The 12504-nt window shown below is 39.4% G+C and carries 9 protein-coding genes; 5 read left to right on the top strand and 4 right to left on the bottom strand.

Annotation, left to right across the window (positions count from 1 at the left end):
- A partial coding sequence (locus tag EA341_RS15130; protein ID WP_293016002.1) for an MBL fold metallo-hydrolase occupies window positions 1-985 on the bottom strand: 985 nt, incomplete at its 3' end.
- Between the two features lie 89 nt (window positions 986-1074).
- Window positions 1075-1416 carry a thioredoxin gene (gene trxA / locus EA341_RS15125; RefSeq protein ID WP_367127618.1) on the bottom strand — a complete coding sequence of 114 codons (342 nt, stop codon included), beginning with the start codon at window positions 1414-1416 and terminating at the stop codon, window positions 1075-1077.
- A 126-nt stretch (window positions 1417-1542) separates the two neighbouring features.
- On the opposite strand from trxA, the gene EA341_RS15120 reads away from it, so the two are divergent.
- Window positions 1543-4527, top strand: coding sequence for a DUF2723 domain-containing protein (locus EA341_RS15120; RefSeq protein WP_293016001.1), 2985 nt, complete (start codon window positions 1543-1545; stop codon window positions 4525-4527).
- Between the two features lie 53 nt (window positions 4528-4580).
- Here EA341_RS15120 and EA341_RS15115 read toward each other — a convergent pair whose 3' ends face one another.
- Entirely contained in the window at window positions 4581-5357 is a 777-nt protein-coding gene (locus EA341_RS15115) for a bifunctional 2-polyprenyl-6-hydroxyphenol methylase/3-demethylubiquinol 3-O-methyltransferase UbiG (RefSeq protein WP_293016000.1), read from the bottom strand.
- A 49-nt stretch (window positions 5358-5406) separates the two neighbouring features.
- Here EA341_RS15115 and EA341_RS15110 point away from each other — a divergent pair, with 49 nt between their 5' ends.
- Window positions 5407-6651, top strand: coding sequence for a GWxTD domain-containing protein (locus EA341_RS15110; protein ID WP_293015999.1), 1245 nt, complete (start codon window positions 5407-5409; stop codon window positions 6649-6651).
- Window positions 6624-7400, top strand: coding sequence for a 23S rRNA (guanosine(2251)-2'-O)-methyltransferase RlmB (rlmB, locus tag EA341_RS15105; protein WP_293015998.1), 777 nt, complete (start codon window positions 6624-6626; stop codon window positions 7398-7400). Before EA341_RS15110 ends, rlmB begins: the two co-directional genes overlap by 28 nt.
- Window positions 7401-7443: 43 nt before the next feature.
- On the opposite strand, the gene EA341_RS15100 is transcribed toward rlmB, so the two are convergent.
- Entirely contained in the window at window positions 7444-9939 is a 2496-nt protein-coding gene (locus EA341_RS15100) for a mechanosensitive ion channel domain-containing protein (RefSeq protein WP_293015997.1), read from the bottom strand.
- Window positions 9940-10148: 209 nt separating this feature from the next.
- Here EA341_RS15100 and EA341_RS15095 point away from each other — a divergent pair, with 209 nt between their 5' ends.
- The gene (locus tag EA341_RS15095; protein ID WP_293015996.1) at window positions 10149-10577 is read left to right on the top strand and encodes an Hsp20/alpha crystallin family protein; all 429 of its coding nucleotides are present in this window, start codon (window positions 10149-10151) and stop codon (window positions 10575-10577) included.
- 190 nt (window positions 10578-10767) lie between these two features.
- Window positions 10768-12264: a Do family serine endopeptidase gene (locus EA341_RS15090; protein WP_293015995.1), complete on the top strand. Its 1497-nt coding sequence runs from the start codon at window positions 10768-10770 to the stop codon at window positions 12262-12264.
- Window positions 12265-12504: the final 240 nt, after the last annotated feature.

Here is a 12504-nt window from a genome sequence, read left to right as displayed (position 1 = left end):
CTTCTTCTTCTCTTCCTTCTTCAGCTACAATAAGGATTTCCTGCTTCAGGTCAGGTACTAATGCGCCTACCCATACCGCAAAACTTCCATCTATGCCAATATTGATAGCATTAGGGATAAAGCCTTTAGTGAAAACCTGAGCGTCTCTGGTATCGAGTATTACAGCGCCTGTTTCATTTGCTGCAGCTTCAAAAGCAGCTGGGCTAAGCGGATTGATACCTCTTGTCAACACCTCGTCAATGGAATCGTATCCTTGGATGTTCATCATAACGTTTTGAGGGAAATAAGATGGAGGAGGTGTCAGTCCAGTAGTTACTTCCTTGATGAATTCCTCTTTCGTCATTTCCTGCAAGGCATAGTTCGTCTTCTTTTGGTTGCCAAGGGTGTCTGTAGTTTCTTTACTCATGTTTTTGCCACAAGCGCTTCCCGCACCGTGTGCCGGATAGACGATGATATCGTCAGCCAATGGCATGATTTTATTTCGCAGGGAATCATAAAGATGACCAGCAAGTTTGTCTTGAGTCAGGTCTTTAATTACCTTTTGGGCAAGATCTGGACGGCCTACATCTCCTATAAATAAAGTGTCTCCTGTAAATAATGCTTCTTCTTTTCCTTCTTCATTGATCAATAGGAAACAAGTACTTTCCATTGTATGGCCCGGTGTATGGATGACTCTGAATTTGGCATTTCCCAATTCAAACTCTTGTCCATCTTCTGCTATGATGGCATCAAAGCCCATCTTCATACCTGTAGGTCCAAATACTATTGGAGCTCCGGTTTTTGCAGAAAGATCCTGGTGACCTGATACAAAGTCTGCATGGAAGTGTGTTTCGAATACGTATTTGATTTTTGCACCTCTTTTTTCAGCTTTTTCTATGTATGGCTGAACTTCTCTTAATGGATCAATGATGGCAGCTTCTCCGTTTGATTCAATGTAATAAGCTCCTTGAGCCAGGCAACCTGTGTATATTTGTTCGATGATCATGGTAGATTTCTGTTTATGTTAAATGAATAATGATACAATTTTAAGTACAAGTGGATTGTCTTTGAATGACTTTTGTCACTTAAGACAAATTAAGTAGTCACAGGGGTTTTTTCTTTGATGATTTGAGTCAATTGGTGTGCGGGTACTACTCCCGATTGTCTCCACACCACTTCACCTTTGTGGAAAAGGATAAGTGTCGGAACACCCCTAACCTGGAATTTACTTGCTGCAAGTTGATTTTTATCAACATCTACTTTGATGATCTTGACAGCGTTGCCAAGTTGTTTGGACGTATCCTCCAAAATAGGCTGCATCATCTTACATGGGCCACACCAGGTGGCGAAAAAATCTACCAAAACGGGAGTGTCACCACCTATCAATTCGCTGAATGTCTTTGCTTTTTCGTTCATGGTCGTATTGTTATAATGTATTGCAAATGTATGATACGGGTTAAAGGTGTACAGTAATTTTTATCACAAACCTTTAAATGCTGTTAAAATACCCCTCAATTATGAATTATTCCTTATTTTCGCCGTTCACATCTATTTTCAAAAACAATGCTTGATTATAAAAAGATCAATAACCTGACAGGTTGGCTGGTTTTTCTCGTAGCTACTTTGGTATATGCGCTTACAGTCGAACAGACGGCTAGTTTTTGGGATCCGGGAGAATTCATCGCGGTATCCTACAAGCTTCAGGTTCCACACCCTCCAGGTGCTCCTTTTTTTCTATTGACATATAGGATGTTTGGGTTCTTGGCCTTTGGGGATGGACTTTCTGTAGCTTATTGGATGAATATTGGGAGTGCTGTATTTTCAGGGCTGACGATCTTATTCCTTTTTTGGTCAATCACCCTATTTGGAAGGAAACTATTCGGAGTTGTAAAGGGTAAAGAAAGCAAGGGAGAAACCATATCATTGATGGGGGCTGGTATAGTAGGTGCTTTGGTTTATACTTTTACGGATAGCTTTTGGTTCTCAGCTGTGGAGGCTGAAGTATATGCCATGTCATCTTTCTTTACAGCAATTGTCATTTGGGCATTTTTGAAATGGGATGTGATAGAGGATCCGCGTGATGAAAACAGGTGGATGATTTTTATTGCGTATCTGGTTGGCCTTTCTATAGGTGTTCACTTGCTCAACTTGGTGACTTTACCTGCCTTGGCTTTGGTTTACTATTTTAAGAAATATAAAGAGCCTAACCTTAAAGGGGGCATCATTGCCTTAGCTTTAGGTGGATTAGCTCTCATTATCATCAACAGCATTATTATCCCGGGACTGCCCAGCATGGCTGGAGCGATGGAGATATTCTTCGTGAATAGTATTGGTCTTCCTTTTGGATCCGGCGTAGTGGTTTTCATCACTTTGTTTGTTGGTTCCTTGGTCTATGGTATCCTTTATTCCATCAAAAACGGGAAAGTGATTTTGAATACCATTTTGGTTTCTTTAGTCTTTATCATGATTGGATATGGATCTTATGCCATGATTGTAGTTAGGGCAAATCAGGATACCGTAATCAATCAAAATGCGCCAAAGGACATCATCAGTTATGTTTCTTATCTGAAAAGGGAGCAGTATGGATATAGGCCTTTGATGCATGGTCAGTATTTCGATGCAGAGCTCATTGATCAAGAAGAAGGATCTCCTATTTATCTTAAGGGGAAAGACAAGTATGAAATTGTAGATTATTCAACAGTGAATATATACGATCCCTCTAGGACAACTATCCTTCCAAGAATTTATTCCACCCAAGAAAGACATAAGCAGCTCTATAGATCAAAACTTGGATTGAGAGAAGGAGAAAAGCCAACTTTTGGGGATAACCTTTACTTCATGTTTTCTCATCAATTGGGGCATATGTATTGGAGATACTTTATGTGGAATTTTTCCGGAAGGGAAAGTGATTTTTCCGATGCACCATGGTTGGGTATCAGTGATTTCTTTTCAGATAAGTTTCCTGATTATATAAAAGAAAACAAAGCTCACAACAATTACCTGATGTTGCCTTTACTTTTGGGAATCATAGGGTTGATTTTTCAGGCCAAAAATGACCCAAAGTCTTTTTATGTAGTAACTATGCTCTTTCTTATGATGGGAGCAGTGCTGGTGCTTTACTTAAATTCCCCGCCCATTGAACCTAGAGAAAGGGATTATATTTATGTGGGTAGTTTCTATGCTTTTGCCATTTGGATAGGTATTGGTGTGATGGCTTTGGCCCACTGGATTGGGAAATTGAATAAAAACCTGGCTGTGGCGGGTGTAATTGCAACCTTGATTACCTTCCCTATTCCAGTCTTGATGGCAAGCCAAAACTGGGACGATCACAATAGACAGGGAAGGTACTTTTCAGTGGATTCTGCCAGAAACTTCCTGTCCTCATGCGCTCCCAATGCCATATTATTTACTGGAGGGGATAATGATACGTTCCCACTTTGGTATGTTCAGGAGGTAGAAGGATTCAGAACAGATGTGCGTGTTGTCGTGCTTAGCTACTTTGACACAGACTGGTATGTGGATCAATTGTCAAAGCCTGCTTATGAGTCTGAAGGATTGCCCTTTTCTCTAAACTATGAGAATTATAAAAAGGGTACCAACGATGTACTTTATGTGATGGAGCGTGAAAACATGGAAGCGATTTCTTCCCGGGAATACCTGAGATTGCTTAAGAACAACAGTGAGCTGCTGAAGCTCAGAGGAGGAGGAAGAAGCAGCTATAACATGGTGCCTTCAAAAAACCTTATTCTGGATGTAGATTTGGAAAAAGTTTACGAACAGGGTCTCATCCCAGAAGGTATGGAGAGTCTGATGACTGATCAGATGAACCTAAGGGTGAAAGGCAGTTACCTTACACGAGGCAATCTGATGCTGATAGATTTAATAACAACGAACAACTGGGAAAGACCTATTTATTTTAACAATACATCTTTGGCTACCATTGGCTTAGATATAGAAAATCATGTTGTTATGGAAGGTCTTACTTACAGGTTACTTCCTGTCAGAAAACCTCAGAATATGAGGTCTGAATTGGTAAATACTGATTTGGCTTTCAAAAATGTGATGGATGAATTTGCGTTCAGGGGTATGGACAACCCTGATAATTATTTTGATGACGAATTCAGGAGATTTACCTCAAACCATCGTTCTGCAATTAATGCCATTGCGATAGCCTTGTTGGACGAGGATGATATGGACAGGGCTACTGAAATCATGAAATTCAGCCTCGAAAAAATGCCAGATAAGGCCGTTCCTTATGATTTGGCAAGTGGTCAGATGGTACCATTATTATTTGAAGTAGGGGAAGACGACCTGGCCTTGGATATCATTGAGAAAATTTCCCATAAATCCATTCAAATGTTGGAGTTCTACACCAGAGAGGACAGGGATTTTGACAGAGAGGCCATGATATCCATTGAGATGCTCAAATATTTCATTCCATTGCTGAATGAAAGAGGTTATGATGAATTGGCCAACCAGTTAAAAACAGGTTTGGAAAGAATTATGGGGCCAGCTTCAGGTGGTGGTTCTGTGATCGATAGAAGATAAATTGATTCGTATAATGCAAAAAATCCGGGCTGATATTATCAGTCCGGATTTTTTTATGATTTTTTCAAAATGTAAAAAAGATCCAATCCTTTATCAGGGTGGTCTACAAGCAGGTAATCCTTTTCAGAAATATCAGTGACTTGCTTTCCCTGTTGTTTATGTAGTTTCTTTCTATTGAGTCTGTTTAAAATCTCATATGGCCATCTTAGGACCGTAGCAGGAAGCCTATATTGTAAGTTGAAAATATCAAAACGCATAATCCGATTCACAGATTTCCTGTTGGCTTCATGATAACTCCATACTTTGGAATTGCCTCCTATTCCCATTGGCTCAACTTCGTCAAAAATATCCTCACATAAGCGACTGAGCTGTGGAGCTGTATATTCTCTCACATGCCAGGGGTTTCTAGAAAGGGTATGCCTGATGTTGGGAGTGGAGATAATCGCTTTGCCACCAGGTTTGAGTACTCTATAAATTTCTTGCAAGAAGAGTTTATCGTTTTCTATATGCTCTATGACTTGAAAACTGACTACTGCATCAAAACTATTATCTTTAATCTCCTGAAATGGGGGTATCACAGCTTGCTGGAATTTGGCTTTGGGATACTTTTTTGATAAATTATCAATGACTTCATCAATTTTATCCAAACCGAGATAAGCGTCGACATGATCCAGTAATACTTCCACACCTCTTCCTTCACCGCAACCTACTTCTAAGAGTTTACCCTTGACCATAGGTTTTGCAGCAATATATGCTTTGAGAAGTCTTTGGTGGATGGGATTATCACTCACCAACTTATCAGAAGTGATTTCCGTTGTATAGGTAGCCATTCAAAATTTCGTTAATTTGAGCAAAAATAAGCTTAATTTTTAAAAGCAGATGATCAGACAAAAAATCAGTTTAAAATTCAGTCTAGTTTTAGGCCTCTTTATCTACCTTATCTCTTTTTCCGCAGTTGCGCAGCAGACATTGGAACAGCTCAATCAATCGCTAAGGTATTCGAGATATTCCCGAATAGCTCCAAAAGTAATCCCGATAAAAGAGGGTGAGCGCACCTTTGTGTTACAGATGCCCATAGAGAAAATTGAAGAGAACATTGAATTCGGCATATATAACTTCTCTTATGGGATACTTTCATCTTTTCAAGAACCCATTACAGCTCAAAATATGATCAACTTGAAAGAGGAAGATTTGGTCCGTGAAACCAACTTTCACTTTTATTTTGAAAAAACAGTAACCATACCAGAGGAGCAAGAGATGGCTTTCGTGCTCCTTAGGGCTACAGATACCAGACAAGGAGACGAGTATTACTATCATGCAGATTTAATCAGCCCCTTTGTATTTGGGTATCCAGATTTTTGGGCCTACTATGGAGATGAGATCCCCTTTGACCAGAATTTTATGGTTAAAAACGATGCTCTTGAATTCAGAGGCAAGGGACCAGTGAGTTTGCACAAGTTTCAATACCCGGCGTCATTCGAGGTGCCATTGCCTCCAATGGAAATCAGACCTGCTTCCGTTCCCCGGGAGGTCACTGTCAATTATCAGGGTGATTTCTTATTGAATACACCAAAGAAATTTGAAGATGACGGTTATTATTTTATCCAATCTGATACGAATTCCACAAAAGGAATGATGTTGAGAACGGTTCATGAAGTCTTTCCCAAAGTAAAAGATTATGAAGAGATGGTTGAAATGGTCGCATACATTTCAACCAGAAAAGAGCATGAAGCCCTGAATGAGGCAGAAGATAAAAAGATAGCCCTAGACCAATACTGGATAGGACTCACCAAAGACGAGGATCAGGCTAAAAAACTTATAAGTGAGTATTTCAAGCAAATTGAATTTGCAAATATCCTATTTACCGACTTTAAAGAAGGCTGGAAAACCGACAGGGGAATGGTTTATACGGTAATGGGACCACCTAATGAAGTATCATTTAAAATCAATGGGGAAATATGGTCTTACCTTATTCCCAACTCCAATTCAAAAATTACTTTTACCTTTGCACGCGTCAAAAATATTTTGACACCAAACTATTATATACTCAACCGCTCCCGAAGCTTACAGCCGGAGTGGTTCAAAAGCATCACATTATGGAGAAGCGGACAGATGGATTTCTGATCAACAAAGGAGAAAACGAAAAGGATTTTATATTTGGCACAAGGGCAGTGATGGAGGCAATCAATGCTCAAAAAGACATTGATAAAATTCTTGTTGACAAAGACGTAAATAATGAATTAGTCAAAGAAGTTTTGCAGATGGCAAAGCAGGAAAGGATTCCTGTTGTAAGGGTTCCTGAGGGCAAGCTGAACAGAACTACCAGAAAAAACCATCAGGGAGTAATCGCCCATATGTCAGCCATTCAATATGCCTCATTGGACAATGTGATCGAAGAGTGCTTTTCAAAGGGGATAGCTCCAATGATCCTGATATTGGATAGGATTACCGACGTTAGAAATTTTGGAGCGATTGCCAGAACAGCGGAATGTGCAGGAGTCCACGCTATAGTAATACCTGAGAAAGGAAGTGCCCAGATCAATTCAGATGCAGTGAAAACTTCAGCCGGCGCACTTAACCACCTGCCAGTTTGTAGGGCCAAAAACCTATATTATACGGTGAAGGATCTGAAAAAAATGGGGCTGAACATTGTCAGTGTTACAGAAAAAACAGAAAGATTGATGTACGAGGCCGATTATACATTACCTACTGCTCTTATAATGGGGTCAGAGGAGGATGGTATTTCGCAGGAACTCATCGGTATTTCTGATGAGTTTGTGAAAATACCTTTAGCAGGAAATATAGAAAGTTTAAATGTATCAGTATCGGCCGCAGTGGTGATTTATGAAGGCATCAGACAGAGAAAGGGTTGATTTTAGATAAGTAGATAATTTGACCTGATAGAATTCGATTCTATCAGGTTTTTTTGTTTTCAGAAGGCTCATCAGGCCTAAAGGGTTGCGAAATAGTCTCCTTGATCAGTCCTGGAAAACTTTTGACGTGCAAGTCTCTTTGAGGGAAAGGTATTTCTACATTATTGTCTTTAAATGCTTTCCAAATGCCCCGCATTACTTGATCTCTAAGGATCACCCAAATATCGATATCATTGACCCAGAAAAGTACCCTGAAGTTAACAGAACTGTCATCAAAAGTTTGCATATAGACCCTTGAAATGGGATTTTTTAAGATTTCCTCCCTATCAAGTTCTTTTTGAATAAGCTCAGTAACCAAATCCATATCTGCATTGTAGCTCACTCCAATAATCAGTTCGATCCTTCTCTGCTTGTCTGATAAGGTCCAATTGGTCAATTGTTGGGCAAGGAGATCACCATTGGGAATTATAATCTCCGCACCATCCCAGTTTTTTATTTTGCTGGCACGGATGCCGATTTCGCGGACAATTCCTTCTATACTTCCAACCTGAATAATATCTCCGATTTGTATGGGTCTTTCAAAAGCCAGAATAACACCTGAAACAAGGTTGTTTACAATTGTCTGTAATCCAAAACCTATACCCACAGAAAGTGCACCTAGAACAATGGCGATTTTATCTACCGGAATACCGGATGCTGCAATAGCTATTAAAAAGCCAATTATCAATACAGCTAAACGGATGAGCAGGATGGAGGAGCCAAGTCTTTTCTTCCTGGTGTTGACATTTTGTTGGTCTTTGATATTTGCAAAATAAGCCACAGTATTTGCCAGGAAAGTAGCGATATACACCACAAGAAAGAATACTGCAATTTGTGCAAAGGTGAAGGAAGCATTGAGTATGCTTCTAGGCTGGGATAAGAAGTTTCCAGCCCAGTCCAAGAGCGTATCCAATAGGGTAAGGCTTTCAAAGAAGTAATAAGCCCAGATCGCTATGGCCAAGTAAGAAAACATACTATTGATCCTTTTTTGGATATCATAAAAATCAATCACAGAGGTGAATTCACTTTGATTTTTGCGGCTAACTTCTATCTGAAGGTATATAATCTCTTTGATGATGATGATGAAAAGGATCAAACTAATGGCGTGCATCATGCTCAATGTAGCCGTGATTCCAAGCAATTTCCCGAGGCTGAACCTCCCTAAGACATTTGCAAGAATCGAAGAAGCACAAAAAGTGATATAGATTTTGGCAAGTATGTGCACATACTCGGGTATTAGTGCACTTTCCTGTTTCTGTAGTTTGATAAGCCTTAAGCCTAATAGAATCCCTATTGTACTGAAAAACAATAGGTGCCATCTCTCCTGAAAGGCTACTTCCCAATATAGGTTGCTGGCAGTGCTGATAAGGAAGAGACCGAACATCATCAGCCAAACTTTCATTCCGCTTTTTCCTATCCTTAGGGCCAGTAAAACACCAGATATACTCACCAATATGATCAGAATCAAAGCAAAAAAGGAAACAGGTGGATTGGGGTAGAAAAATGGGGCGATAGCAAGTATCAAAAGTAAGCTGGATAATTCGGGATGTTTTGGGACGTATCTTACCCTACTCAGTATTATGGTAGCAAACTCTTTCTCAGCCCTGATTTTTTTCAGATTATTGTAAAGCCAGTAATAGATCAAAAAGGCAAGAATTACCAAAAAGAATGTGATGCCCAAATGGTTGTTGATATACCCATTTAGGATGACCAGATTAAACCTCAGAGAATCCTTAAAGACATGAGTCAATCTGCTGGCACTTGGGAAATCCCTAGGCTCCCAGATGAAATTGGTTTCTTTGGAAAGTAATGCCTTTTCCAAATTTCTTTTTTCACTTTGCAATCTATCGTTTATCTCATTGATGCGAATACTAAAAATGGAAATGCGGGACTTATAAGAAGCTACTTTTAACCGCTGGGCATTAAGGCTGCTGTCAGACCTTTGAAAATTTGATCTGAGCGTTTTGATCGTTTGTTGGTATCCCGGCAATAAGGAGGTGTCTCTAAGTTGACTGTTGAAGATTTGATCTTGTCTGATGGAGTCCAGTTTTTGCTTTACGATGGCCAATTCCTGAACTCTTGTATTGATGATTTTCTCTGCTTGTTCAACGAGTACTGCTGTAGTTTCATGCCAATTTACCAAGGCATTGATATACCTAAGGTTGATCTTGGTTTCTGAATTTTCCAGCCTGGATTCAACAGAATTGATAAATCTTTCGGTAGGAGGAATGATGCTGTTTATGCTAACAGAATCCAAATCCTTTTTCAGAATTTGATTTACTCGGCCCATTTTTAAGCTGTATTCCTGGGTCCTTTGTATGCTGGTTTCCAAACTTGGGATGGGTAATTGAGAAGTAGTTAGGATTGTGTCAGCAGAAGGATTGCTCACTAAAATTGAGTCTACAAAACTAGGGTTATTTGATACCTGTGACTTAGCAGGGATAAAAATGAATAAAAAAAGCAAAACCAGTAATCCACCAGTCGATTTGAAAGGCCGCATAATTTTTATTTTAAATGTAATCAAAATTTGAATTCAATCAGAATGATAAGCAAATGTAGAAAAGGCTTATCGTTTTCACTGCCATATTGACTTTATTTCTTTTGTTTTAAATGAAGAACGAGACATTATGGCGTAATTTAAGCTTTGGTATATAATTTAAGGAAGAGTATTTGTAATAATTTCTATCAAAAACCAAACTTATTACCACTATGAAACTTACAAGATATAACAACCTTGAATCACAATATCCAACAACCTTTTCCAGTATGTTGGATAAATTCTTCAATGACAGCATTGGTCAAAACGTGAGGCAGTTTACGCCTGCAGTGGATATTTCAGAAGATCAGGATAAATATGATATCCAAGTTTCGGTTCCCGGAATGAAAAAAGAGGATTTTAAATTGGAATTGCTTGACGGAAAGTTGACCATTTCTGGTGAAAGAAAAATGGAGGAAAAGAAGGAGGGAAAGAATTTTCATTCTGTGGAAACGCATTATGGATCCTTTAGTCGCTCTTTTTATCTTCCAGAAGATGTAGATCAGCAGAATATTTCGGCAAAATATGAAGATGGTCTTCTCAAAGTAGCCCTACAGAAATCAGAAAAGAATATCAGCAAAGCTACCATAGAAGTAAAATAGGAAAGTGGGGAAACCCACTTCCTTTTTTTTTGTTTAGATTGTAATAGTTTGCTCTGGCTACATTTAAAATCAGGAAACAAGTCCTGTTAAACGTTGTTAAATAGATGAAATTGTCAGGCTTTATGTCTGATTTTTGTAATCGACCCAGCAAATATTACGTGTATAAATACAGAACTTAAACAAGGTCAAAATGAATAAAAAGCAATTCTTCTTAGGGATTATCTTAGCTTCACTGATAGGAGGAGTAGTTGCCTTGGCAGGAGCCAGCTACCTTTCGAAGCAAAATTCCGCAACCAATTTTACCGATAAGCAAGATACCAGTTTGGTCAATTGGTTATCTAATGACAAGTTTACCGTCCCTGATGGGATCAATTTCGTGGCCTCTGCGCAAATGGTGACTCCAGCAGTGGTTCATGTGAGAAGCAGTGTGACCGTATCACAAAGACAGAGAGGAGCAGATCCTTTTGAGGAATTTTTCGGATTCAGGTCTCCTGATAGAGGCGGAACACCAAGAGAGGGGAGGAGTTCAGGTTCGGGAGTGATCATTTCTGAAGATGGGTACATTGTGACCAACAATCATGTAATAGAAAATGCCACGAGAATAGACATTTCTTTAGAAGACAACACCAGGTATTCAGCCAGGGTAATAGGAACAGATCCTACGACTGACTTAGCCTTGATTAAAATTGAAGCAAAAGGTTTGCCTTTTGTACGGTTTGGCGATTCTGATAGAGTAAATGTAGGAGAATGGGTTTTGGCCGTAGGTAATCCATTTGACCTTACTTCTACTGTGACAGCCGGAATTATCAGTGCCAAAGCAAGAAACATTGGAATTCTCAGAGATTTGGAAAATAACCTTCAGATAGAAGCATTTCTTCAAACTGATGCAGTTGTAAATCCAGGTAACTCGGGAGGAGCATTGGTTAATCTCGCAGGAGAACTTATTGGTATCAATACTGCTATCGCTTCTAGAACCGGTACCTTCAATGGATATGCATTTGCTATTCCAACATCTATTGTAAAAAAGGTGATGGATGATTTGTTGGAATTTGGTACGGTACAACGTGGACTGCTGGGAGTGCAGATTAGGGATGTAAGTCCAGAACTGGAAGAGTATATAGGTGAAACAATTGATGTCAACCGAGGAGTTTATATCATGGAAGTGAATGAAGGTTCAGGAGGAGAGGAAGCCGGTTTGAAAAAAGGTGATGTCATCATTGGAGTGGATGGTGCTGAAACCCATAACGTTGCTAAGCTTCAGGAAATGGTTGCCAGAAAAAGACCGGGTGATAAAGTAGAAGTGAAGTACTTGAGAAAAGGTCAGGAACAAACGACAATGGCTACTTTGAAAAACATCTCAGGTGATACCAAAATAATCCGTAAGGAGGTTCCAAGGAGAACAACTTTCAGCGGTGTTACTTTTGAAGATATAAAACCAGATGCAAAAAATAAACTTAAGATCCAGGGAGGAGCGTCAATAGTTACCATTGACAATGACACTTGGAAAAAATCAGGTGCTAAGGTAGGTTTTATTATCACTTCAGTGATAGGTTCTGATGGTAGGTATAGAATATCAGGAGCAGAAGATCTTTCCGAAGTATTGAAAAACAATCAGGGAGAAGAGATAGTTATATTAGGTGTGTATCCTAATGGTCAAGAATACTACTTCGAGATCAAAATAGAATAAATAAAGTGTTAAGTTGTTTTGTGTTTGAAAAAAGGGTCAGTCCGTTGGGCTGACCCTTTTATTTTTGGGTTCAGGCAAACTTTATATAGGAGCTGAGGATCGCAGAACTTGTCCCGAATCGGGAACGTTTTATTTCTCGCAAGCCTTGTCCCGAGCATCGGGGGACGCAAGGAAGCAAAGAAAAGGGTGAGAATTTATAAGCAGACACCATAAAGATAATCAGAGGCTTAACCTTGTCGC

It is taken from the genome of Mongoliibacter sp. (genome assembly GCF_007692705.1).
Classification (GTDB): domain Bacteria; phylum Bacteroidota; class Bacteroidia; order Cytophagales; family Cyclobacteriaceae; genus Mongoliibacter.
Note: the sequence above shows the minus strand (reverse complement) of the source record. Positions and strands in the feature narration are given on the sequence as shown.